Here is a 24061-nt window from a genome sequence, read left to right on the forward strand (position 1 = left end):
TCCCCGCCCGCCACACCGAGCACGTGACCAGTACCTCTGCCCCGTACCCGCCCGTCCGCGTGAGCGGGCGCCGCGCAGCGCCGTGCGGCACCCCTGACGGACCACGACCACGAGAGCCCGCCACCATGTACGAGCTGTCCCGGATCCGCCTCTACTCCATCGGGCCCGCCGGTGCGCGCTACGCCGACACCGTGCTGGATCTGCGCGGAGTCGGCGGCCCGGTGCCCAGCCCCGCTCCCGCTCAGGCCGACTTCTTCGAGGAAGAGCCGGGCGGGCCGCCCTGCCGTCCCGCCCCCGCGGGGGTGCTCTTCCTGGAGAACGGCGGAGGCAAGTCCGTCCTGCTCAAGCTGATCTTCTCCGTGATGCTGCCGGGCCATCGCAACACGCTCGGCGGTGCGAGCTCGGGCGTGCTGCGCAAGTTCCTCCTCGCAGACGACTGCGGGCACGTGGCGCTGGAGTGGCAGCACACGCGCACAGGGGAGACGGTCGTCGTGGGCAAGGTCAGCGAATGGCGCGGACGTCAGGTCTCCAGCGACCCCAGGAAGTTCGCCGAGGCGTGGTACTCCTTCCGCCCCGGTCCCGGGATGAGCCTGGACTCGCTGCCCGTCGCCGAGTCCGCCGCGCTGCGTCCGCCGTCCGAGGGCACCTCGTCCGCACGGGGGCGCCGCCGCACGATGAAGGGCTTCCGCGACGTGCTGACCGAGACGGGGAAGGCGTACCCGAACCTCGACGTCGCCTGGGAAGAGGTGCACGAGCGCTGGACGGAACGCCTCACGGGCCTCGGCCTCGACCCCGAACTCTTCCGCTACCAGCGGGAGATGAATGCGGACGAGGGAGAGGCCGCCGGCCTCTTCGCCGTGAAGAACGACTCGGACTTCACCGACCTGCTGCTGCGCGCCGTCACCGACACCCGCGACACCGACGGACTCGCCGATCTGGTCCACGGCTTCGCCCACAAGCTCGGCCGCCGCAGCGAACTCACCGCCGAACGTGACTTCACCGCCGGCTCGTTGGACCTGCTCCGCCGCATCGCGGAATCCGCGGAACAGCGCGAGCGTGCCCGCGCCATCCACGCCGCCGCCGAAGGGCGCGCCCGTACCCTGGTGCGCCGCCTCGCGGCCCGGGGCGGCGCGGAGCGGGACCGCGGCACCGAACTCGCGGGCCAGGTCGCCGAGGCGGAGCAGGCCGTCACGCGCGCCGGTGACACATGTGAGCGCTCGTCCCTCATCGCGGCCGAACTGGCCTACAGACACGCCTCGTTGGCGCTGGAGGGCGCCGAGAAGGCCGCCTCCGCCCAGCGCCGGGAACTCGCTGAGGCCCGCACTCTGCACTCGGCCTGGCAGGCCGCCGAGACGGTTCTGGCCCACCGCACAGCCGCCGACCGGGCCGCCCGGCTCTCCGACGCCATCCGCGAGGCGGAACGCGACGCCGCTCCGGCCCTCGCCGCCCGCGCCACGGCCGCCGCCGGTCTCGTACGAGCTCTGCACGCCGCCGCCGAGGACGCGGAACGCGTCGCCACCGAAGAGGAGGAACGCTCGGCACAGCTCCAGGCCGGTTCGGAGGCCGCACACCGCGACGCGACCGCGGCCGCCACCGAGGCACAGCGCGCCCGCAGCGAGACGGACCATCTGCGCCAGCGTCTCGCGGAGGTGGAGGAGGAGACCGAGGAGGCAGTGCGCGCCGGCTGGATCGAGGCGGCGAAGGACGACGACGGCGAGGCGGACCCTGCCGCCGCCGCGCTTGCCGCCGAGGACGCCGGGCAGAGTCTCACCTCCGCCTGGGAGGAATCACGCGAGGCCGCACGCCGCGCTGCCGAGCGTGCGCAGGAGGCGAGCGCCGAGCTCTCCCGTGCCGAACTCGCCGCCGCCCGCGCAGAAGACGCAGCGGAAGCGGCTTCCGCGGCGCACAGCGCGGAAAGCCGCACCGCGGAGGCCCTGGGCACGGAGGAACGCCTCGCCGAGCTCCTCGGCCTTCCGCACGCCGGTACGCATGCCACCCCGGGCGCGTCCCACGACGGGGAGCCCGCCCCGCCCGCCGTGCCCTCGCCGCGCACGGCACCTGCAGGCGACGAGAAGGCAGCGGCCGGCGCGTCCCCGGGCGGCACGGGCGACGGCACACCGGGCACCGCGAGCCCGCTGACCGCCGAGGAGTTGGACGCCGGAGGCGAGTCGCTGACGGAGCTGCTGGACGACGCCGTCGCGGCCTGCGAACGCCAGCTGTTCGAGCTGCGCACCGCGGCGGCAGAGGACTCCCGCATGCTCGGCGCACTTGGCGACGGGGGACTGCTGCCACCCGCACCGGACGTGACCGCGACCGTCGACTTCCTCGGCGAGCACGGCATCCCGGCCCTGCCGGGCTGGCGGTACCTCGCCCAGGCCGTCGACCCCGCCGATCACGCCGACGTGCTCGCCGCCCGCCCGGAGCTTGTCGACGGCGTCATCATCACCGACCCGGCCAGCCACGTACGTGCACAGGAGGCCCTGTCCGGTGCGGCGTTGCTGCCCCGGTCGGCGGTGGCCGTCGGCACGGCCGCGGCCCTCCTCGCGCCCGTGCCCCGCGAGGGCTCCGCCGCCCGCCGCGACGACGTCTTCCTCGTACCGCCGAACCCGGCGATGCACGACGAGCACGCCGCCGACGAGGAGCGCCGTCAGCTGCGCACCAGGGCGCTCGCCCGCGACGAGGAGATCCGCACCGTCGCGGCCCGGCTCTCCGAGGACCGGACGCTCGCCGCCCGCCTTGCCTCCTGGCGCACCGGCTGCCCTCCCGGGCGCCTCGCCGAACTTGCCGTCGCCGCACAGGACACCCGCGCCGCCGCGGCAGCCGCCCGCGAACACCTCGCGCACGCACGGACGGCGCACGAAGAGGCGGAGGAGGCCGCCGTCGACGCGGGCCGCGTGCGGGACGAGCGGCAGGAGCAGGCGCAACAGGCACATCGCCGCGCCGACGCCCTCGCGGGCCTCGCCTCGCGACTGCGTGAGCGGGGCGGCCGGCTGAGCCGGCTGCGCGCTCTGGCCGAGGAGACGGTGGAGGCCGAGGAGCGCGCCGAGGTCTGCCTGGTCCGCGCCCGCGCCGCCGACGAGGACAGGCGTGCCGCCCAGCGTGCCGCGGACGACGCCCGGCGCACCGCACGTGCCTTGCGGGCGGAGCGCGCCCAGATCGCCGGCGTCCCCGACGACATCGACGAAACCCTCCAGCCGCCGGACGGCACGTCGCTGCCCGCACTGCGCGAGGCGTACAGATCAGCCTCCAGCCTGTACGACAAGGTCGGCGTCGGCGCGGATCTGCGGGCCGAGCAGGCTCACGCGGAGAGTGACGAGTCCGCGTCGCGGGCCGCCCTGGACCGGCTGACCAACAAGGTCCGCACGCGTGCCGCGCAGCTCCTGGACGGCGCCGACGGCGCGGACGGGCCGGCCCGTCAGGCCGCTGCGGCCCGCGCCGAGTCACGCGTGCAGATGCTGGAGTCCCGCGCCGCCGCGGCGAGCGAACAACTCGGCAGACTGCGCGGTGAAGCGGAGCGCCTGGCCCCGGCGCAGGGCGAGTGCCACACGGAACTCGCCGCGGGCATGGAACCCGGCGACGTCGAGGAGGCCCAGCGCCTGCTGCGTACCGCCAACGTCGAACTGGCCGCGCACAGCGACGAATGGGACGAGGCCCGCGGCGCACACGCCGCTCTCGTGCGGGCGCACCGGGCCGCCGAGGAGGCCGCGGACGGATTCGACGAGACCGCGGTGCTCCTGCGCGACCTGCTGCGCGACCCGCAGCAGGCGGCGGCGGAGGGCGCCGAGGCCCCCGAGCCCTATCCCGGCACGCCAACCGAGGCACGCCAGGCAGCCGCCGAGGCACGCCGATCCCTGCGCGGCTGCGCCGCCGACCTGTCCGCTGCCGACCAGGCCGTGCGTGAGGCGTCCGACGTGCTGGTACGGCACGCCAACTCCTCCCGGTACGAGCAGGTCCGCACGCCGGCCCGGCAGCAGATCCGCGAACTGCCCGCCTCAGCACTGCCCGACCACGCCTCCGCTTGGGCCGAGGCCTTCGCGCCGCGGCTCCGTGTGCTCAGCGACGAGCTGGAGCAACTCGAGCGCAACCGCGAGAGCATCGTCGACCGGCTGCGCGGACTCGTGGAGTCGTCACTGGCGACGCTGCGCTCGGCCCAGCGCCTCTCCCGGCTGCCGGAGGGTCTGGGGGAGTGGTCGGGCCAGGAGTTCCTGCGCATCCGGTTCGACGACCCCGACCAGGCCGTTCTGTCCGAGCGGCTGGGCGACGTCATCGACGAGGCCACCCGCACCGCCGTCGCGAAGAACTCCGACCTGCGGCGGGACGGAATGTCGTTGCTGCTGCGGGGAGTTCACGCCGCCCTGGAGCCGCGCGGGGTCTCGGTGGAGATCCTCAAACCGGACTCAGTGCTGCGCGCCGAGCGGGTGCCCGTCGGCCAGATGGGAGACGTCTTCTCCGGCGGCCAGCTGCTGACAGCCGCCATCGCCCTCTACTGCACCATGGCGGCGCTGCGCGGCAACGACCGCGGCCACGAGAGGGACCGTCACGCCGGGACGCTCTTCCTCGACAACCCCATCGGCCGCGCCAACGCCACCTACCTCCTGGAGCTGCAGCGGGCCGTCGCGGATGCGCTCGGAGTCCAACTGCTGTACACGACCGGCCTGTTCGACACCACAGCTCTGGCCGAGTTCCCCCTCGTCATCCGCCTGCGCAACGACGCCGACCTGCGGGCGGGGCTGAAGTACATCAGCGTCGAGGAGCATCTGCGCCCCGGACTGCCGCAGCAGGACCCCGAGGAGGAGCCCGTCCACGGCGAGATCACTGCGACGCGCATGTTCCGCAGGCCCGAGGGCGGAGGCCGGCAGCCCCGCGTCCCGGCACAGGCCGACGGCCCCCGCCGGGAGTCCTGACCGGTCCGATTGGCCCCGCGTCAACTGGGCCTGTGCCGCCGTGTGACGAGGGCATCTCGGCAGCAACCCCGTACTGCCGTTGTCCGTCCGGGTTCACCGCCCGCGGTCGTTCACGTGCTCCCCGTGTGTCCGCGCCCGCGGGACCCGGCCGCTGTGGTCTGCCCCCTGCTTCGTCCGCGACCTGGCCTTCTCCACCGCCCGCTCGCGGGCGGCGCTGCTCGGTTCGGAGAGCACGCCGTGCCGCTGCCGCCACACCTGACGCGTCACCCACACATCCAGGACCGCCCAGGTCGCCACCACTGTGCTCGCCACGGTGGAGATCACCATGGGGAAGGCCAGCCACACCTTCGCGAGTGAGCACAGCACCGCGACCATCAACTGCACGAGCGTCACAGCGACTATCACAAGCGCCCGCACCGCCGCAGAACGTACCGGATCCGGCAGTCTGGGCTTCGCGTACATGATCCTTTCACTCCCCCCTCAATATCCCCCACACGTCTCACGTTTCCACGTCAGTGGCTTGCGCCACAATCCGGTGACGCGTGTGGGGCATCGCCGGACATCTCAGGATGAGGCACCCTGGACGGCCGGTTTTCCCGCTCGGACACATCTACGACTCGGTCCTGCGTCAGTAGTAGGCTCACGCCGTTTGCTGTCGGAACTCACCCCCGGACGGAGGGGGTTGACTAGGGGAGGCCATGCGCTTGCGCGGTAGGTCGATCCGCCGGAAGATCGTGGTGCTGCTGCTGGTGCCGCTGTTGTCTCTGGTGTCCATCTGGGCCTTCGCCACGTACGTCACCGGCCGTCAGGCGCAGGACCTGCTCAACGTGGTCAACACCGTGGACAAGGTGGGCGATCCGGCGCAGGACGCAGCCCAGGCGCTCCAGCGTGAGCGTCGGCAGGTGATGGTCTACCTTGCCGACCCGCGCGGTTCCGAGGCACTCACCCAGCTGAAGAAGCAGCAGAAGGACACCGATGCGCAGATCGCGAAGCTGCGCGACAACGCCCGTTCGCCCGGGCTGCGTTCGAACCTGACCGGCAACGCGCACCAGCGCCTGGACACGATGCTGGACAAGCTCGACGGCCTGGAGAAGGTCCGCAAGGCGGGCGAGAACACGCTCACACGCGGCGGCGCCTTCCAGGCGTACAACGAACTCATCGATCCCTGCTACACCTTCCTCAGCGCACTCGGGGGCCTCGACGACGTCGACCTGGACAAGCAGGGACGCGCCCTCGTCGGCCTGGAGCGGGCCCGCGAATACCTCTCCCGCGAGGACGCGTTGATGGCCGCGGCGCTCGCCTCAGGGACGATGACCAAGGGCGACCGGCGTGCGTTCTCCGACCGTGTCGCCGAGCGGAACCTCACCTACCAGACGACGCTCTCGGAACTGCCCGCCGAGGAGCGGCAGAACTTCGACACGTACTGGAACGGCACCGACGGCCGCACACTGCGCAGCTACGAGGACGCCGTCATCGCGGCGGGCAGCCGCGGCACCGACGGAGTCGTCAACGTGGAGCGCTGGCAGTCGGCGACCTCCACCGTCCTCACCGACCTCGAGCGCATGAACTTCGAGGCCCGCGACCGCTACGAGCAGCGCGTGCAGCCGGACGCGACCATGGTGCTCATCCAGGCTGGCGCCTCCGTCGTCCTGGGCGCCGCGGCCGTCATCGCCTCGATCATCATCTCCTTCCGCGTCGGCCGTGGCCTCGTACGGGATCTGCGCACCCTGCGCAGGGAGGCCCAGGAGGCCGCGGGAGTGCGGCTGCCGAGCGTCATGCGCCGTCTCGCCGCGGGGGAGACCGTCGACATCGAGACCGAGGCGCCGAGACTGGAGTACCCGCAGGACGAGTCCGGCCAGGTCGGCCAGGCGGTGAACACCCTTCAGCGCGCGGCCGTCGAAGCGGCTGTCAAGCAGGCCGACATGCGCCGCGGCGTCTCCGAGGTGTTCGTCAACCTCGCCCGCCGCAACCAGGTGCTGCTGCACCGTCAGCTGAGCCTCCTGGACCACATGGAGCGGCGTACCGAGGACTCCGACGAACTCGCCGACCTGTTCCGCCTCGACCACCTCACCACCCGCATGCGCCGCCACGCGGAGGGCCTCGTCATCCTCTCCGGGGCCGCGCCCTCCCGTCAGTGGCGCAAGCCGGTGCAGCTGATGGACGTCGTGCGGGCAGCGGTCGCCGAGGTCGAGGACTACGAGCGCATCGAGGTGCGCCGCCTCCCGCGGCTCGCCGTCGACGGCGGCTCGGTCGCCGACATCACGCACCTGATCGCCGAACTCCTGGAGAACGCCACCGTGTTCTCACCGCCGCACACCGCGGTCCAGGTGCTCGGCGAACGCGTGGCCAACGGCTACACCCTGGAGATCCACGACCGGGGCCTTGGCATGGCCGCCGACGCGCTCCTGGAGGCGAACCTGCGGCTCGCGGAGACACCGGAGTTCGAACTCTCCGACACCGACCGCCTCGGTCTCTTCGTGGTCTCCCGGCTGGCCCAGCGCCAGGGCGTACGCGTCTCGCTCCAGCCCTCGCCGTACGGCGGCACCACCGCCGTCGTCCTCCTCCCCGGCAGGATCCTCACCGAGACCACCGGCCAGGACGACGACCGCCTGGAGCGGGAATCCGCCGGCAACGGTGTCTCCGGCACACGGCTCGACGCCCTCACCCGCGGCCCCTCCGGACCCGGCTCCCCGGCTACGCCGCGGCAGCGCGCCGCCCTGGACGGACCGGTCGAACTGGAGGCCCCGCTCGGCGAGTTGGAGGAAGGACCGGGACGCGACAGCAGCAGGGAGGACGCGGGCGTGCCCCGCACCGCCCTGCACAGCGCCGGTCCGCCTGCTCTGGGCGGCCCCAAGCCCGGACTCGAGCAGCACCAGCAGGCCGACGACGAGGCAGACGGCTCCTCACGGCCCAAGTCGCCACAGGGAGACGGCAAGGGCCGACTCGCCCCGCTGCCCCGGCGCCGCCCCCGTACACCCGTGCTGGTCGCGGACCATGGGCGCACCGTCGGCAGCCCGGAGACGGCTGAGGGACAGGAGACGGACGAAGCCGAGGAGCGGACCGAGGGACGCGGGCACCGCGACCGTCAGCACCGTCCCACGGACGCGGAATCGGGTACGACGAACCCCGGCGCATCCGCACCGTCCGCCACGGTCGCCGGATTGCCCCGCAGGGTCCGTCAGGCGAACCTGGCACCCCAGCTCAAACAGGATTCGGCCGAAGGCACGACGGGGCGCGGCGATCACGGTTCGCGCTCCGAGGATCTGGCGAACCGCGACGCGGACGAGGTACGCAGCAGAATGGCCTCGCTCCAGCGCGGCTGGCAGCGCGGTCGCCAGCAGAACGCCGGCGCATCGGGGGACGAGGCGACGGAGTCAGCACCAGGAACGACACCGGAGGGGGACGGTCGATGACCGCACCGAAAGGCACGGAGAACACCGCTTCTGGGAGCGGTGAACTCAACTGGCTCCTCGACGAGTTGGTCCAACGTGTCGGCAGCATCAGCAAGGCTCTCGTACTCTCCGGCGACGGGCTGCCCCGTGGAGCTTCCCTGGACCTGACGCGGGAGGACGGCGAGCACCTGGCCGCGGTGGCGTCCGGCTTCCACAGCCTCGCCAAGGGCGTCGGCCGCCACTTCGACGTGGGCGGTGTGCGGCAGACCGTCGTCGAACTGGAGGAGGCATTCCTCTTCGTCACGGCCGCCGGTGACGGCAGCTGCCTCGCGGTCGTCGCCGATGCCGACGCCGACGTCGGACTGATCGCATACGAGATGACGCTGCTGGTGAAGCGGGTCGGTGCGCACCTGGGCACTGCCCCCCGGTCGAACCCGTCCCGCCACGCCGGTGGGAACTGACGGGATCTGAACGGGACACAGTGATGACGGACCGGTGGTTCGACGACGCCGCAGGGCCTGTGGTGCGGCCGTACGCGATGACGCGCGGCCGCACCCGCAGCAGCTCCGACGAGGCACGACTCGACCTCATCGCACTCGTGATCGCCCAGAGCCGGGACGGTGAAGGGGACGCGAAGCCGCAGGAGAACGGTGACGGCAAGGGCGAGAATCACGAGGGCGCGGCCGGTGAGGAGAACGGCGGCGGCTCCCAGGACAACGCCGACGTGCTCGCGGACAACTCGCTTGCTCCCGAGCACGTCGACATCGTCGTCCAGTGCCGCCGTGCTCCGCAGTCCGTCGCGGAACTGTCCGCCGAACTCGACCTTCCCGTCGGCGTCGTACGTGTTCTCATCGGGGACCTCATCGACGCGGACTGGGTCCGCGTCAGCCGGCCCGTCCCTCCGGCGGAACTGCCGGACGAAAGCATTCTCAGAGAGGTAATCGATGGCCTTCGGGCGCTCTAAGCGAGGCGCCGCCACGGCGTCGCCGGCCGAACCCGTGACACTGAAGCTGCTCGTGGCGGGCGGCTTCGGCGTCGGTAAGACGACCCTCGTCGGCTCCGTCAGCGAGATCAAGCCGCTGCGCACGGAGGAGACACTCACCGAGGCGGGACGCCCGGTGGACGACACGGCGGGCGTCGAGGCGAAAACCACCACCACCGTCGCGATGGACTTCGGCCGCATCACCATCAACGAAGGCTTGGTGCTGTACCTGTTCGGCACGCCCGGACAGGACCGCTTCTGGTTCCTGTGGGACGAGCTGGCGCACGGCGCGCTGGGTGCCGTCGTCCTCGTCGACACACGGCGGCTGGAGGACAGCTTCGCCGGCATCGACTACTTCGAACGCCGCGGCATCCCCTTCACCGTCGCCGTCAACCACTTCGACGACGCCGAGGTCTACCCTCCCGAGGCCATCCGCGAGGCCCTCGACCTCGACGCGGAGGTGCCGGTGCTGGTGTGCGACGCCCGGCGCCGTGACTCCGTGAGGGACGTACTGGTCTCGGTCGTCGAGCACGCCATGCGCCGTGCCGTCGCCGCCCAGGAAGCGGCGCCCCGCCCCGCCCCGGTGCGCTGAACCCACCGGGACGGAACGAGGCGCCAGTGCGCCGCGCCGTGCTGCTCCTGCGTGGCGCCGCGGCAGTGGTGCGTCGGTCTCAGCCGGTCACTGGCCGTCCTCCAGCCAGCCGAAGCTGCGCTCCACCGCCTTGCGCCAGTTGTGGTACTCCCGGTCCCGCGTCTCCGAGTCCATCTGCGGGGTCCACTCCGCGTCACGCTTCCAGTGGCTGCTCAGCTCGTCGAGGTCCGACCAGACCCCCGTCGCGAGCCCCGCGGCGTACGCGGCGCCGAGACAGGTCGTCTCCGCGACCACCGGCCGGATCACCGGCACTCCCAGCACATCCGCCTGATGCCGCATCAGCAGGTTGTTGCCCGTCATCCCGCCGTCGACCTTCAGACTCGTGATGTGGACGCCGGAGTCCTGGTACATCGCGTCCACGACCTCACGCGTCTGCCAGCTGGTCGCCTCCAGCACGGCCCGCGCCAGGTGCGCCTTGGTGACATAGCGGGTCAGCCCTGCCACGACGCCGCGTGCGTCCGAGCGCCAGTACGGTGCGAAGAGCCCCGAGAAGGCGGGAACGATGTACGCACCGCCGTTGTCCTCGACGCTCGCGGCGAGCGTCTCGATCTCCGCAGCCTCCTTGATGATGCCGAGCTGGTCGCGGAACCACTGGACGAGGGCACCGGTGATGGCGATGGACCCCTCGAGGCAGTACGTGGGGGCTTCGGTCCCGAGCTGGTAGGCCATCGTCGTCAGCAGGCCGTTCTTGCTGGGAACCGGCCGGTGCCCGGTGTTGAGCAGCAGGAAGGACCCGGTCCCGTAGGTGTTCTTGGCCTCGCCGACGGCGTAGCAGGTCTGCCCGAACAGGGCCGCGTGCTGGTCGCCCAGTGCCGACGCCACCGGCACCCCCGCGACCTGACCGTGGGCTGTCCCGTACACCTCGGCCGATGACTTGATCTCGGGCAGCACGGCCGCCGGCACATTCATCGCGTCGAGGATGGACTGGTCCCACTGGAGGGTCTCCAGATTCATCAGCATCGTGCGGCCGGCGTTGGTGACGTCGGTGACGTGTACACCGCCCTCGGTGCCGCCCGTGAGATTCCAGATCAGCCAGGAATCGATGGTGCCGAAGGCGATCTCCCCGGCTTCGGCCCGCTGCCGCAGTCCGGGCACGTTGTCGAGCAGCCAGGCCACCTTGGGCCCGGCGAAGTAGCTGGCCAGCGGCAGGCCCGTACGGTCGCGGAAGCGGTCCTGGCCGTCCGAGCCGCCCAGCTCGGTGCAGAGGGCGGCGGTGCGGGTGTCCTGCCAGACGACGGCGTTGTGTACCGGCTGTCCGGTCTTCCTGTCCCACAGGACGGTGGTCTCACGCTGGTTGGTGATGCCCAGTGCGCTCAGCTGGTCGGCGCGAAGGCCGGCCTTCGCGATCGCACCGGCCACCACGGCCTGCACCTTGGACCAGATTTCGGTGGCGTCGTGCTCCACCCAGCCAGGCTTGGGGAAGATCTGGCGGTGCTCGCGCTGGTCGACGGCTACGGGGGCGCCGTCCTGGTTGAAGATGATGCAGCGGCTTGAGGTAGTGCCTTGGTCGATCGCTGCGACGAACTTGTCCGACATGATCGCGTCCCTTGTCCGAACCGGAGTGCTGGTGAGATTCCCGGGGCCTGGGGCCCGGGAATCAGAAGGCGAGTTTGTAGATGCCCGCGGCTATGACGGCCCCGACGAGCGGCCCGGCGACCGGGACCCAGGAGTAACCCCAGTCGGACCCGCCCTTGTTGGGGATCGGCAGGAGCGCGTGGGCTATGCGCGGTCCCAGGTCACGGGCGGGGTTGATGGCGTACCCCGTCGGGCCGCCGAGCGAGAGCCCGATACCGACGACGAGCAGCGAGACGATGAGGACCTGCGTGCCCGTCTTGGCGAGCGCCGTGGTCGCGCCGAAGGCGAGGATCGGCAGGACCAGCGCGATCGTGGCGACTATCTCGGTGGCCATGTTGGCGGCCGGCTGGCGCACCTCGGGGATGGTCGAGAAGTTGCCCAGCGTGCCCTGGGCGAACTCGGGATCGGCGTTGGCGGCGAACTGCGCGTAGTAGGCCACCCACACCAGGACGGCGCCGATCACGGCGCCGATCATCTGCGAGCCTATGTAGAGCGGCACCTTGCTCCACTCGCCGGAGTCGATGGCGAGTGCCACGGTCACCGCGGGATTGATGTGCCCGCCCGAGAGCGGCAGCGCCGTGTAGGCACCGGCGAGCACGCCGAAGCCCCAGCCGAAAGCGATGACCACCCAGCCGGAAGCGGCGGCCTTGGAGAAGCGGAGGTTGACGGCGGCACAGACACCGGCACCGAAGAGGATGAGAATCGCGGTTCCGATGACCTCGCCCGCGAAGATGTCCGTGTTGGAGAACTGGCTCATGACGGCTCCTTGTCCCTTGGCCGGGGCAGACGCCCCGGACGATCCTCCGGGATGGTGCTGATCTGGCACGGAGCCGGCGCCAGGGCAGAGGGCCGCTGATCACGGTCCGGCGCGCCACCCCGCCCGGTCTCCGTGACGAGCGTGTCGGCAGTGTTCATCGCAGCTGAGGGACCGTCAAGGGCACTGACATCATGGACGTATGGGGGCGCAGAGGTCATCGACATCGCCGCCGTGTCGGAGTGATCGGTTCCGTATTTCCCCCGGATTCCGGGCTTTCCCTGACGACGGTGAGAGGACGTGCGGGTGGGCGGTTCCGCCCGCTGCCGTTGGCCTCACGACGCGCGGGTGATGGAACCCAGTCGGGCAGCAGCGGGCAGTCGGCCCGGACCGAGCGCGTGGGTCCGCGGGGTCCGCGGGGAGGGTGCGGACGCGAGCCGGGGCCCGGCCGATCGTCCAGCGGCCGTGCGCCACCCGGACGAAGCCCGGCCTCCGCCCTCAAGATGCCCGGATGATGCCGGGGCGGAGAGGCAGGACCGTTGACACCGGTGCAGGTCAGCCGGAGACTCCCGCCAGCGACTATGAACGAAAGTTCGTCTGGCGAACATGGTCTTGCTCGCGGCGTCCGGCGGCCCCGTCGCCCGTGCCCCGGCGGTGAGACCTGGCACCCGGACTGCTCTCACCTCGGGAGGACCCGCCATGACCATCCACCGCGACCTGCTCATCGGCGGACAGGAGACCCCCGCCGTCTCCGGGCGCACGGCCGAGGACCGCAACCCGTACACCGGCGAGGTGTACGCCACGGTCGCGGCGGGCGGTCCGGAGGACGTGCGCAGGGCGGTGGCTGCCGCCGACGCCGCGTTCCCCGCCTGGTCGGCCACCGGGCCGGCCGAGCGCCGTGCGGTCTTCCTCAAGGCGGCCGACATCCTGGAGTCCCGGGCCGACGAGGCAGCGACCTACATGGCGCAGGAAGCCGGAGGCAGCCGTCCGTGGGCCCTGTTCAACGTGCACCTGGCCTCCGGCATGCTCCGTGAGGCCGCCGCCGCGGTCAGCGCACCCCGGGGCGAGGTGCTCACCCCGCAGGACGGAGAGAGGCTGAGCCTCGCGGTTCGCGAACCGGTCGGAGTGGTCGCCGCGTTCGCGCCGTGGAACGCCCCGGTGATACTCGGCACCCGAGCCGTCGCCGCTCCGCTGGCCGCGGGGAACACCGTCGTGGTCAAGCCCAGCGAGGACGCCCCGCTCTCCTGCGGCTACTTCGTGGCGGACGTGCTGAGGGAGGCCGGCCTGCCCGACGGTGTGCTCAACGTCGTCAGCAACGCTCCGGAGGACGCCGCCGACGTCGCCGAGACCCTGGTGGCCGAACCCGCTGTCCGCGCCGTCAACTTCACCGGCTCGACGGGCGTCGGCCGTCTCATCGGCAACCTCGCGGCGCAGCATCTCAAGCCCGCCGTACTGGAGTTGGGCGGCAAGAACTCGGTGATCGTCCTCGACGACGCCGACGTGGACTACGCGGTGGACGCCGCGACGTTCGCGGTCTTCATGAACGCCGGCCAGATCTGCATGTCGGGCGACCGGATCCTCGTACACGAGTCGCTGGCCGAGGAGTTCACCCAGAAGTTCACCGCGAAGGTCGCCGCGCTGCCGCACGGCGGGCCGGAGGAACCCACCACCGTCATCGGGCCGATGGTGAGCGCGGCCTCGGCGGAGCGTGTTGCGGCGCTCGTCCGGGACGCCGTCGGCAAGGGCGCCGACGTGCTCACCGGGGGAGGCGCGCCCGAGAACGCCGTGCACCCGGCGACCGTGCTCACGGGCGTCACGCCAGGCATGGAGCTGTACCACGGTGAAGCGTTCGGGCCCGTCTGCGCGATCGCCACCTTCACCGGCGACGACGAGGCCGTCACCCTGGCCAACGACACCGAGCACGGCCTGACTTGCGGCATCATCACCGAGAACGGCACGCACGGTCTCTCCGTCGCACGCCGCATTCGCACCGGCATCGTGCACGTCGGCGACCAGTCCGTGGCGGACGAGCCGCAGGTGCCGTTCGGAGGCTTCAAGGCCTCCGGTTACGGCCGGTTCGGCGGCCGCTGGGGCATCGAGGCGTTCAGCAACACCCGCTGGGTCACCGTGGCCGCCCGGCACGCGCACTACCCGTTCTGAGCACCGAAAACCTCACTCCGGTCCCGGATGTCACGGACGCGTCACCGGACGAACACACGCCCGTACGGGCCGCCCCGGGCACGAACCGTACCGGGGCCAGGGCCGTCCACGACGACAGGACGGAGGCAGGGGATCCACGGGGGTGGTGCCGTGCCGCCGTCCGCCACGACTGTGCAGGACACAGGGCTGCCGGACGGCCGTCCGCCCGACTGCCAGGCGCTCAGTGACCGTTGAGCGCGCGGCGCCAGACGGGGAAGTCGAAATAGGTCTCCGGGAAGGTCTCCTCGGTGAGCGTGTAGTGCCACCACTCCTCGGGGAGATTGGTGAACCCGGCGTTCTCCAACGTGTCCTTCAGTAGCATCCGGTTCGCCCGCTGCTTGCCCTTGATACGGGGATCGAGGGTGTGCGAGAGCGTGTCGAAGCAGTCGTAACCGGTGCCCATGTCGATGGAGTTGTCGGGGAAGCGCACGTCCTTGGGTGCAAAGCAGGACACCAGCGGTTCACCAGGCCTGTACGGACGCGTCGGCTGCGCCGGCAGGCGCACGAGGGTGAGGTCGACCGTACTGCCCCTGCTGTGGCCGGACTTCTCCGCTATGTAGCCGTCCTCGAAGAGGCGGTCCTTCTCCACACGCGGATAGAACTCGTCCTTCATCCGTTCGTCGTCCAGGTCCTTGGCCCATTCCACGAAGTGGTCGACGGCCCGCTGCGGGCGGTAACAGTCGTACACCTTCAGGGAGTAGCCCTTCTTGAGGAAGGACCGCTGCGCCGTCTTCAGCGCCTCGGCCGTGTCGCGGGTGACGATGCACATGCCCTGCCGGTAGCCGTGCACCCGGTCGCCGACGAAGTTGTGGTGCGTCCGGTAGCGCATCTCCTCCAGGACGGAGGGCGCGACGTCACGCAGCGCGACGAACTCCTCAGGAGCGGAGGGGTCCTGGTGCTTCCCGGGACCGGGAGCGCCCGGATCGGTGCCGGTCGCGGCCGAGGCGGCCGGCGCGGCGGGCACGAGTGTGGCCAGGGCGAGCAGCGCGGCGGTGAGTGCCGTGCGGCTGAATGATCCTCTGAATGCTGCCATGGCCATTCGTCTATCAGCCGCGCACCCGTACCGGGTAGCCCGCGGGAGCACCGTCTTCACGGGTCACCACGGTGGTGTCGTCGCGTCGCACGACGGTGAACCGCTCGGCGGGTGCGGGATGATCCGCGCCGCTCTCGTCGGTGTCGCGGATGACAAGTCCCTTGCCCCTGCGTCCTGGTGCCGGCGGCCACACCTCCAGTTCCGTGCCTCTGTCGGCTCCGCTCACCGGCACGGCGGCACCGGCCCGCGCGAGGACGGGAATGCGCGACAGAGGGGCGTCGAGCAGCACTTCGCCCGGCCCCTCGTGCACCTCGCCGGTGACCGTCTCGTACCAGCGCCCGTACGGCAGCCGCACCGGACGCCGGCGCATGCCCTCCTCCAGGACGGGCGCCACCAGCAGCGCGTCCCCCAGCAGGAAGGCGTCACCGCACTCGCGCAGCGAACGCTCGCGAGGGTGCTGCCACCACAGGGGGCGTACATACGGAGCTCCCGTGCGGTGGGCCACATGAGCGAGTGTCGTGAAGTACGGGCGAAGCCGCTCCCGTTCGGCCATCGCAGCCGCACAGCCCTCCAGGACCTCACCGCCGAACGCCCAAGGTTCCCGCGAACCGGCTCCCTTGGCGCCGTGCGCGTGGAAGTGCGGGTACCAGGCGGCGAGTTGGAACCAGCGCAGATACAGCTCCGGAGACGGTGAGCCGGTCGTCCCGCCGATCCCTGGGCCCGAGTACGGCACACCGCACAGCCCCATTCCGACGACCAGGGACAGCGACGCACGCAGCCCCTCCCACCCGGTGGGAACCTCCCCGCCCCAGGTGCCGCCGCCGCGCTGCATGCCCGCCCAGCCCGAGGACATGAGGACGAACTCGTTGCCGGTGCCGGTGCGGGAGTCCGTGCCTGTGCTGGTGTTCGTGCCGTTCTCCGCTGCCTCGCCGGTCGCGGCGCCGCCGGTCACCGGCGCGTCGCCTGTGTCGGCGTCGGTCACGTCCCTGCCTGCCGATGCGGAAGTCACCGCTCTCCCGGCCCGTCCGGGCGCCACCAGCTCCACGCCATCGGTCCTCAACTCGGCGGAAAGGCGCGGCAGATCGTCGGCCGTCCTTCCCCGCCCTCCCCTGAGAAGCCGGTGTCCGGCATGCCTGTCCTCGTCCAAGCGCAGGGCGCGCAGCGGCAGTTCACGCTCGCGGTATCCGGTGGCCGCATCGCGTGCCCGGCGGGCGGACCCCGAGAACTGACCCGAGTGCTGATAGCCCAGAGCCCAGCCGGGCGGCAGTGACGGCGCACCCGTGAGCCTCGCCCAGCTGTGCAGCACGCGTGCGGGCGGCCCGGCGATCACCCAGTAGCGCAACGGCCCGCCGTCCATCCGGATCTCGCTTGACCCCGGCCGGTCGTGTCCCGACCCTCTGCCTTCCACGCCCTCCCGTACCGTCACCCGGCCCTCTCCCGGGTTGTCGTGGAAGACCAGGTGCGTGCCCGCGTCCGCCACGACCAGCTGCACGGGCATGGTGATGTGCGGCATGCCGTCGTCCGGGGCCGCGGCCGCGTCCGGGGCGGCACCCTCCCAGTTGCGCAACCGGTACGAGCCGTTCGGCAGCGGCGGCCCACAGGCATGCCCGCCCAGGCCGAAGAAGCGGGCGTCGGCGGCCACTTGGGAGCGGTGCATCCAGCGGCCACCCCCGGCCCGGGGGGACGCCGATGGTTCCGCCACCCGCTCCCGCGGTGCGGCAGGCTCCCCGCCCTCGGTGGACCCGCCGCCCGCCGCATCCTGAGCCGTCGCGCCCGCCTCCCCGTTCTTCCCGTTCCGCTGGGCGAGCTGCCGTTGCGCGTAGGGCCCTCGCCCTCCGGTCGCCTCCCACCAGCGCGGCGGCAGGTCCCTGCGGAGCAGTTCGCCGCCCGGAGTGCACACGTCCACGGTGCCGTGCCGGGTGACGGTAACGAGCAGCCGCTCGGAGACCACCCGCCACCCGCCGTCCTTGTCCGGCTCCAGCACCGCCCGCGTGTCCGGCGTCGGAGCAGGCCCGGGCAGCGCCGAGGACGGGCACGGCTCCGCCCCGTCCCAGCCCAGGAAGACTGCTCCGCCCGTCGCCACCTGCACCAGGAGCGATGAACGTCCGAACTGGATCAGTCCGCCCCCCGGCCGCGCCAGCGCCCCGCTCGCCGACCCGGGCACGCGCGCCCTCTCGGCCCCCTGCGGCTGCTCCCGGCCGGCGGCCGTACGACGGCGCCCCCACGAGGAGCCCCCGGACCGCGCCCGCCAGGCCGCGCCCGCCGCCCTCACCGTCCCCACCAGGCCACGCCCATCCATGCTGTTCAGGGTGCCAGCGGGGTGCGGCAGCCGTCATCGGCGTTCAACTGGAGTTCATCCAGGGACCATCCGCTCTTGTCGTGCGCCCCTGCGCCTCCACGTACACCCCGTCGATGTGTGGTGCGCGCGCCCGTGCCTCTCACAGTCGGAGCATGGTCCCGCCACATTCGCCTCGAGCCCGGCATGTGGTGTGCGCCCTGGCGTGAGGGATGGCCGCATGGCATCGTCCTGATCAGTCAGACGTACGCCCGCCAGGCGTGCCGCCAGCCCAAACGGACCGGGAGCCGCCATGACCACAGCGCACAGCACACCGCAGCCGCAGCCCGTTACGCCGGAACCCCTCTGGCAGCCGGACGCGGACCGCGTGGCTGGCGCACGGATCACGCGTTTCCAGGCGTGGGCGGCCGAACACCACGGTGCGCCCGCCGCCGTCCCCGGTGACCCGGAGGCGAGCTACGCCGCGCTGCACCGCTGGTCCGTGGAGGAGCTGACGGCGTTCTGGACGGCGCTCACCGAGTGGTTCGACGTCCGCTTCTCGTCCCCGTACGAGACGGTGCTCGCCGACTCCGCGATGCCCGGCGCCGAATGGTTCCCCGGGGCGAAGCTCAACTACGCCGAGCACGCACTGCGCGCTGCGGAGGACCCGGCGCGCGCGGACGATCCGGCCCTTCTTCACGTCGACGAGGAGCACGAGCCCCGCCCCGTCACATGGCGCGAACTGCGGCGCCAGGTGGGCTCGTTGTCCGCCGAGCTTCGCCGCATCGGCGTGGGCCCGGGCGACCGCGTCAGCGGCTACCTGCCCAACATCCCGGAGGCGGTTGTCGCCCTGCTCGCGACCGCCGCCGTCGGCGCGGTGTGGACGTCGTGCGCGCCCGACTTCGGTGCCCGCAGCGTCCTGGACCGCTTCCAGCAGGTCGAGCCCGCCGTCCTGTTCACGGTGGACGGATACCGCTACGGCGGCAAGGAACACGACCGCCGCGAGACCGTGGCCGAACTCCGCCGCGAACTGCCCAGTCTGCGCGCGGTGGTTCACGTCCCCCTGCTCGGCACGCCCGCGCCCGAGGGAATGCTCGAGTGGTCCGCGCTCACCGGCTCGCAGGACAGCGAACCCGTCTTCGAGCAGGTCCCCTTCGCACACCCCCTGTGGGTCCTGTACTCGTCGGGAACCACCGGGCTGCCCAAGGCCATCGTGCAGTCGCAGGGCGGCATCCTCCTGGAACACCTCAAGCAGCTCGGACTGCACTGCGACACCGGCCCCGGCGACCGCTTCTTCTGGTACACGTCCACGGGCTGGATGATGTGGAACTTCCTCGTCTCCGGCCTGCTGACAGGCTGCACCGTCGTCACCTACGACGGCAGCGCCGGATACCCGGACATGAACGCCCAGTGGAACGTGGCCGCCCGTACCGGCACGACCTTCTTCGGTACGTCGGCGGCGTACATCATGGCTTGCGGCAAGGCGGACATCCATCCGGGCCGCGACCTGGACCTCTCCGGCGTCAATTGCGTCGCCACCACCGGCTCGCCGCTGCCGCCCGACGGCTTCCGCTGGATCCACGACGAGATCTCCCACGACATGTGGATCGCCTCCGTCAGCGGCGGCACCGACGTGTGCAGCTGCTTCGCCGGCGCAGTCCCCACGCTCCCCGTGCACGCGGGTGAGCTGCAGGCCCCCTCACTCGCGACCGATCTGCAGTCCTGGGACCCGCAGGGCAAGCCCCTCACCGACGAGGTCGGCGAGCTCGTCGTCACCCGCCCCATGCCGTCCATGCCCATCCACTTCTGGAACGACCCGGACGGTTCTCGCTACAGGGACAGCTACTTCGAGATGTTCCCGGGTGTCTGGCGGCACGGCGACTGGATCACGCTCACCGGCCGCAACACCGTTGTCATTCACGGCCGTTCGGACTCCACGCTCAACCGCCAGGGTGTCCGCATGGGTTCGGCCGACATCTACGAGGCCGTCGAGCGTCTGCCGGAGATCCGCGAGTCCCTCGTCATCGGCGTCGAGCAGGCCGACGGCGGCTACTGGATGCCGCTCTTCGTCCACCTCGCCCAGGGGGCCGAGCTCGACGACGCGCTGCGTGACCGCGTCAAGCGCACCATCCGTGAAGGGCTCTCACCGCGCCATGTGCCCGACGAGATCATCCAGATCGACGGCGTGCCGCACACCCTGACCGGAAAGCGCCTCGAAGTACCGGTCAAGCGCCTTCTCCAGGGCACCCGGCTGGACAAGGCCGTCAACCCCGGCTCCGTCGACGACGTCGAACTGCTGCGCTTCTACGAACGGCTGGCCCAGGAGCGCAACGGCTGACCGGGCCCGCCAGGGCGCCACTGTCAGACCCCCTGATTACGGTGAGTGAGCAAGTGATCCGTACGGTCCGAGGGGGAGCCCATGGCACACACCAGAAGCCGCAAGCGCAGCCGTCGCCGCATCCTGCGCCGCGAAGCACCGAGCATCGTGCCGGTCCTGGCCGACGAGGTGCACTTCGCCCGCATGCGTACCTACGGGTCCTTCGCCTTCGACGATCACCGGAGCTATCTGCGCCAACTCGAGGAACTGCTGCGTTCGCTGACGGCAGATCATGTGCACACTCGACTGGCGCTGTTCGACGCTGTCGACTACGAGCTGTTCTGCCAGGAACAGGCGCTCGACCCCGACACCGCGGTCAGCCGTAACCGGTACGTCGCGGAGGTCGCCGCTGCCGGCACCACAGTGCCGTACGGAGGGCAGACCCTGGGCCGGTTGTTGCCCGAGCTACGCGACGCACACGCCTGCCGTCTCACCTGGCAGACCGGGGTGGAGATCCTGGCCCGGGTGGGATCGTGCGGACGCTGCGGGAGCGACATCGGGAGGGCGGCCTTCGACAGGGCCGCGCGGGCGGTGAGCGCGGTGCTCGACGCCGCGGGCTCCGGCGTCCATCACCTGGTCGTCAGCGTCGCCGTCGCGGGTTCACCCCTCGTCACCGCAATGGACGTGCGGCGTACCGGCGAAGGCGCCCTCGACGCCAATGAGTCCGCGGTGCTGGCACTGACCACCGCCCTCGCCGCGGGCATCGCCACCGGCAGCGACGGAGGTCTCGTGCTGCGTACGGAAACAGCCGGCCCGCGAACGGAAGCGGGCGAGGCCGCAACGGCCGCCGCCGGCACCGGCGGTGACAGGCATGCGGTGCGTGACGTGGTGCGCGGCTGGCAACTGGACCCTTCGGCATGCTGGCTACGGCCGCTGAGCGCCGCCGAGGTCTTCGCCGCGTACTGCACGGACCCTGCGACCCGAGAGCCCGTCGCCCCCGAGCCCGGCGTCGAGCATGCCCCTGGCCATGACCTTCCGCACCCCGGAGGTGAACTGCACTGCTGACCCGGTCCGTCGGCCGCCTCGGAAATGTTCGGGCCCGTCAGGCGATGCCGGCAGAGCAGCCGGTGTTCGCAAGTGCTCTCAGGACGGCGAGGATGCTTCGCCCGCGCCGCCGCTCGTCCGGCTCACTCGCCGGAGAGCACGGCCTGGGCGGCGATGCGCGAATCCTGCGCGGAGTCGGCGGCCCGCGCCGCGGAGGCCGCACGCTCGCACTGCGCCAGCGTGTGCTTGGCGAGCGTGGCCCGCACGTACGGAATGGAGGCGGCACCCATCGACAGGCTGGTCACGCCAAGCCCCGTCAGCACGCAGGCCAGCAGCGGATCCGCGGCAGCCTCGCCGCACACGCCGCAGCTCTTCCCCTCCGCCGCCGCGGCCTCGGTGGCGAGCGCCACCAGGTCCAGCAGCGCGGGCTGCCAGGGATCCTGCAACCGGGAGACCGCACCGACTTGACGGTCCGCGGCAAAGGTGTACTGCGCGAGATCGTTCGTCCCCAGAGAGAGGAACTCCACCTCCTGCAGCACCGACCGGGCCCGCAGCGCCGCCGACGGCACCTCCACCATCACGCCGCACTTGGCCTCCAGGCCCGCCTCCCGGCAGGCGGCGGCGAAGGCCTTGGCGTCGGCGCGGTCGGCCACCATGGGGGCCATCACCTCGAGATAGACGGGCAGCCCGTCGGCCGCCTTCGCGAGCGCGGTGAGCTGCCCCCGGAGCACCTCGGGATGGTCGAGCAGCGTACGCAGACCACGGACGCCGAGAGCCGGGTTCGGTTCATCGCCAGGGGTGAGGAAGTCCAGCGGCTTGTCGGCCCCGGCATCCAGGACGCGCACGACGACACGTCCCTCGGGGAACGCCTCGAGCACCTGCCTGTAGGCCGTGACCTGCTTCTCCTCGGAGGGCGCCTTCGTGCTGTCGTCGAGGAAGAGGAACTCGGTACGGAACAGCCCGACGCCCTCCGCCCCGGCCTCGAGGGCGGCACCCACATCGGCGGGCCCGCCGACGTTCGCCAGCAGTGGCACGTTGTGACCGTCGGATGTCGCTCCAGGCCCCTTGGCCGCGTCCAGCGCCGCCCTCCGTTCCTGGGCCTCCCGGGCCAGCTCGGCCTGTTCGGCTTCGCTGGGCGAGACACGCACGGTTCCGGAGCTGCCGTCGACGGCGACGACGGTTCCCTCGGCCACGTCACACGCACCCGCGAGTGCCACCACGGCGGGCACTCCCAGGGCCCGGGCGAGAATCGCACTGTGACTGGTCGGCCCGCCCTCCTCCGTCACGAAGCCGAGCACGAGGGACGGATCCAGCAGTGCGGTGTCCGCGGGGGCCAGGTCGCGAGCGACGAGCACGAACGGCTGGTCGCTGTCCGGCACGCCGGGCATCGCCACGCCCATCAGGCGCGCCACGATGCGATTGCGCACGTCGTCCAGGTCCGCCACCCGCCCGGCCAGATACTCGCCGGCCCCGGCCAGCAGCGCACGGTAGGAGGCAAAGGCGTCGTAGACGGCACGTTCCGCCGTGCTCCCGACGGCGATGCGGCGCTCCACGTCGGCCAGCAGTTCGGGGTCCTGGGCCATCATGGCCTGGGCCTCCAGCACGGCCTGTGCCTCGCCGCCCGCGAGATTTCCCCGTGCCATCAAGTCGTTGGCCACAGCCTCGACGGAACGCTGCGCCCGCTGCTGCTCCCGCGGCGTCTCGGATTCGGGGATCTGCCGGGCAGGCGGCTCCATGACGGCCGTGCCCATGTGCCGTACCTCGCCGATCGCCACTCCGTGGCTTACGCCGACGCCTCGAAGGGTTGTGTCCATCTCACTCATCTCCGGTTGCTGCGGTGAGCCCGGCACCGCTGTACGTCACCGGCACCGATGCTCTGCGAGGGAGTTCGTAGGGGTGTCACTTCCACTTGAAGAGCGTCGTGCCGGTGTCGACGGCACCTTCCTCGAGGACGGCACCGAGTGAGTCCGAGGAGGCCTCGAGAGCGATCACGGGGGAAATGGGCGACTTCCCCGCCTGTTCGATGACGGACGGGTCCCAGCGCACGAGCGGCTGTCCGCGCTCCACCGTGTCTCCCTTGGAGGCCAGGAGTTCGAACCCTTCTCCGTTGAGCTGCACAGTGTCGATCCCGAGATGAGTCAGCACACCGCGTCCGTCCGCGTCGACGACGACGAAGGCGTGCGGATGCAGCGAGACGATGATCCCGTCGACGGGGGAGACGGCCTCGATGGGCCCCCGCTCCGGGTCCACCGCGGTACCGGGACCGACCATCGCTGCGGAGAAGACAGGGTCGGGCACCGCCGAGAGTCCGACGGCGACTCCGGCCAACGGGGACGTAACGGTGGTCATGGTGCCTCCCGGTGAGGGAACGGAACGTCCGCCGTCCCCGACCTGACCTGGACGGCGCCTCGTTGAGAAGCGTAAGTCATGGAAACCGCCCGCTCAGCGCGTGCGAGAGGGCGTGGCGTGTGCGTCCCCCACCGCGCCCCGGGCGTGCGCCCCGGACCCCTGCGGCGAAAACAATTTGCCTCCGCTCCTACTGCCCGGTACTGTGCGGAGGCCGACCGAGAGCCCGACTGCTCGGCCGGAAGCCCCAATTCGATTGCAGGGCAAGGACTTTGATAGTGTCGGGATCACCGAGAGGGAAGCGCCCGGAGTGGCCCGTGAGGGTTGTGATGGAAGCGTCCGTTCTTTGAGAACTCAACAGCGTGCCAAAAGTCAACGCCAGATATGTTGATACCCCGCATCCCCGGGTTTTTGGGGGTGTGGATTTCTTTGATGACAGCGAGGACGCTGTGCACGACCGGGATTATTCCTCCTGGTTGTGCCGCTCTTTGTGGTCTGTCTTTTTGAAGGCATTCACGGAGAGTTTGATCCTGGCTCAGGACGAACGCTGGCGGCGTGCTTAACACATGCAAGTCGAACGATGAAGCC

At 71.3% G+C, this 24061-nt stretch carries 15 protein-coding genes and 1 rRNA gene; 9 read left to right on the forward strand and 7 right to left on the reverse strand.

The window, feature by feature from the left end; translation table 11 throughout:
• The first annotated feature begins 125 nt into the window (after positions 1 to 125).
• On the forward strand, positions 126 to 4904 hold the full coding sequence (locus I004_RS0114475; protein WP_028436089.1) for a hypothetical protein: 4779 nt from the start codon (positions 126 to 128) through the stop codon (positions 4902 to 4904).
• Positions 4905 to 4997: 93 nt separating this feature from the next.
• Here I004_RS0114475 and I004_RS33965 read toward each other — a convergent pair whose 3' ends face one another.
• Positions 4998 to 5366: a hypothetical protein gene (locus tag I004_RS33965; protein ID WP_486579994.1), complete on the reverse strand. Its 369-nt coding sequence runs from the start codon at positions 5364 to 5366 to the stop codon at positions 4998 to 5000.
• A 236-nt stretch (positions 5367 to 5602) separates the two neighbouring features.
• Here I004_RS33965 and I004_RS0114485 point away from each other — a divergent pair, with 236 nt between their 5' ends.
• The 4 genes from I004_RS0114485 to I004_RS0114500 are packed head-to-tail and all read left to right on the forward strand — an operon-like array spanning position 5603 to position 9870.
• Complete coding sequence (locus I004_RS0114485) at positions 5603 to 8317, forward strand: nitrate- and nitrite sensing domain-containing protein (RefSeq protein WP_028436090.1); 2715 nt, start codon at positions 5603 to 5605, stop codon at positions 8315 to 8317.
• A complete protein-coding gene (locus tag I004_RS0114490) occupies positions 8314 to 8757 on the forward strand; it encodes a roadblock/LC7 domain-containing protein (protein WP_028436091.1) in 444 nt (147 codons plus the stop codon). The genes I004_RS0114485 and I004_RS0114490 overlap by 4 nt, the downstream gene beginning before the upstream one ends.
• Before the next feature lie 23 nt (positions 8758 to 8780).
• A complete protein-coding gene (locus I004_RS0114495) occupies positions 8781 to 9260 on the forward strand; it encodes a DUF742 domain-containing protein (protein ID WP_028436092.1) in 480 nt (159 codons plus the stop codon).
• Positions 9241 to 9870 (forward strand): GTP-binding protein, encoded by a 630-nt coding sequence (locus tag I004_RS0114500; RefSeq protein WP_028436093.1) that lies wholly within the window; start codon positions 9241 to 9243, stop codon positions 9868 to 9870. Before I004_RS0114495 ends, I004_RS0114500 begins: the two co-directional genes overlap by 20 nt.
• Positions 9871 to 9957: 87 nt before the next feature.
• On the opposite strand, the gene glpK is transcribed toward I004_RS0114500, so the two are convergent.
• Both glpK and I004_RS0114510 read right to left on the reverse strand, forming a co-directional pair.
• Positions 9958 to 11466, reverse strand: a complete 1509-nt coding sequence (gene glpK / locus I004_RS0114505) for a glycerol kinase GlpK (protein WP_028436094.1) — start codon at positions 11464 to 11466, stop codon at positions 9958 to 9960.
• Positions 11467 to 11527: 61 nt separating this feature from the next.
• Entirely contained in the window at positions 11528 to 12262 is a 735-nt protein-coding gene (locus I004_RS0114510; protein ID WP_028436095.1) for an MIP/aquaporin family protein, read from the reverse strand.
• 696 nt (positions 12263 to 12958) lie between these two features.
• On the opposite strand from I004_RS0114510, the gene I004_RS0114515 reads away from it, so the two are divergent.
• The gene (locus I004_RS0114515) at positions 12959 to 14419 is read left to right on the forward strand and encodes an aldehyde dehydrogenase family protein (protein WP_028436096.1); all 1461 of its coding nucleotides are present in this window, start codon (positions 12959 to 12961) and stop codon (positions 14417 to 14419) included.
• A 220-nt stretch (positions 14420 to 14639) separates the two neighbouring features.
• On the opposite strand, the gene I004_RS0114520 is transcribed toward I004_RS0114515, so the two are convergent.
• Both I004_RS0114520 and I004_RS0114525 read right to left on the reverse strand, forming a co-directional pair.
• Positions 14640 to 15491 carry a M15 family metallopeptidase gene (locus I004_RS0114520; protein ID WP_028436097.1) on the reverse strand — a complete coding sequence of 284 codons (852 nt, stop codon included), beginning with the start codon at positions 15489 to 15491 and terminating at the stop codon, positions 14640 to 14642.
• 13 nt (positions 15492 to 15504) lie between these two features.
• A complete protein-coding gene (locus I004_RS0114525) occupies positions 15505 to 17790 on the reverse strand; it encodes a TIM-barrel domain-containing protein (protein WP_028436098.1) in 2286 nt (761 codons plus the stop codon).
• Between the two features lie 289 nt (positions 17791 to 18079).
• Here I004_RS0114525 and I004_RS0114530 point away from each other — a divergent pair, with 289 nt between their 5' ends.
• Together I004_RS0114530 and I004_RS0114535 are read left to right on the forward strand one after the other, a co-directional pair.
• Positions 18080 to 20104: an acetoacetate--CoA ligase gene (locus I004_RS0114530; protein ID WP_028436099.1), complete on the forward strand. Its 2025-nt coding sequence runs from the start codon at positions 18080 to 18082 to the stop codon at positions 20102 to 20104.
• Between the two features lie 81 nt (positions 20105 to 20185).
• Positions 20186 to 21148 (forward strand): hypothetical protein, encoded by a 963-nt coding sequence (locus tag I004_RS0114535; RefSeq protein WP_028436100.1) that lies wholly within the window; start codon positions 20186 to 20188, stop codon positions 21146 to 21148.
• 122 nt (positions 21149 to 21270) lie between these two features.
• Here the strand turns inward: I004_RS0114535 and ptsP are convergent, their stop codons facing one another.
• On the reverse strand, positions 21271 to 22941 hold the full coding sequence (gene ptsP / locus I004_RS0114540; RefSeq protein WP_028436101.1) for a phosphoenolpyruvate--protein phosphotransferase: 1671 nt from the start codon (positions 22939 to 22941) through the stop codon (positions 21271 to 21273).
• Positions 22942 to 23026: 85 nt separating this feature from the next.
• Positions 23027 to 23476, reverse strand: a complete 450-nt coding sequence (locus I004_RS0114545) for a PTS glucose transporter subunit IIA (protein WP_028436102.1) — start codon at positions 23474 to 23476, stop codon at positions 23027 to 23029.
• 509 nt (positions 23477 to 23985) lie between these two features.
• Between I004_RS0114545 and I004_RS0114550 the strand changes: the two genes are divergently transcribed.
• Positions 23986 to 24061: ribosomal RNA gene (locus tag I004_RS0114550) — 16S ribosomal RNA — on the forward strand; the annotation flags it as partial.

This window comes from Streptomyces sp. TAA486, from assembly GCF_000426165.1.

Excerpts from the sequence above, each read along its gene's own strand:
- I004_RS0114475 (WP_028436089.1), top strand. The coding sequence starts at position 126 with ATGTACGAGCTGTCCCGGATCCGCCTCTACTCCATCGGGCCCGCCGGT.
- I004_RS33965 (WP_486579994.1), bottom strand. The coding sequence starts at position 5,366 with ATGTACGCGAAGCCCAGACTGCCGGATCCGGTACGTTCTGCGGCGGTG.
- I004_RS0114485 (WP_028436090.1), top strand. The coding sequence starts at position 5,603 with ATGCGCTTGCGCGGTAGGTCGATCCGCCGGAAGATCGTGGTGCTGCTG.
- I004_RS0114490 (WP_028436091.1), top strand. The coding sequence starts at position 8,314 with ATGACCGCACCGAAAGGCACGGAGAACACCGCTTCTGGGAGCGGTGAA.
- I004_RS0114495 (WP_028436092.1), top strand. The coding sequence starts at position 8,781 with ATGACGGACCGGTGGTTCGACGACGCCGCAGGGCCTGTGGTGCGGCCG.
- I004_RS0114500 (WP_028436093.1), top strand. The coding sequence starts at position 9,241 with ATGGCCTTCGGGCGCTCTAAGCGAGGCGCCGCCACGGCGTCGCCGGCC.
- glpK (WP_028436094.1), bottom strand. The coding sequence starts at position 11,466 with ATGTCGGACAAGTTCGTCGCAGCGATCGACCAAGGCACTACCTCAAGC.
- I004_RS0114510 (WP_028436095.1), bottom strand. The coding sequence starts at position 12,262 with ATGAGCCAGTTCTCCAACACGGACATCTTCGCGGGCGAGGTCATCGGA.
- I004_RS0114515 (WP_028436096.1), top strand. The coding sequence starts at position 12,959 with ATGACCATCCACCGCGACCTGCTCATCGGCGGACAGGAGACCCCCGCC.
- I004_RS0114520 (WP_028436097.1), bottom strand. The coding sequence starts at position 15,491 with ATGGCAGCATTCAGAGGATCATTCAGCCGCACGGCACTCACCGCCGCG.
- I004_RS0114525 (WP_028436098.1), bottom strand. The coding sequence starts at position 17,790 with ATGGATGGGCGTGGCCTGGTGGGGACGGTGAGGGCGGCGGGCGCGGCC.
- I004_RS0114530 (WP_028436099.1), top strand. The coding sequence starts at position 18,080 with ATGACCACAGCGCACAGCACACCGCAGCCGCAGCCCGTTACGCCGGAA.
- I004_RS0114535 (WP_028436100.1), top strand. The coding sequence starts at position 20,186 with ATGGCACACACCAGAAGCCGCAAGCGCAGCCGTCGCCGCATCCTGCGC.
- ptsP (WP_028436101.1), bottom strand. The coding sequence starts at position 22,941 with ATGGACACAACCCTTCGAGGCGTCGGCGTAAGCCACGGAGTGGCGATC.
- I004_RS0114545 (WP_028436102.1), bottom strand. The coding sequence starts at position 23,476 with ATGACCACCGTTACGTCCCCGTTGGCCGGAGTCGCCGTCGGACTCTCG.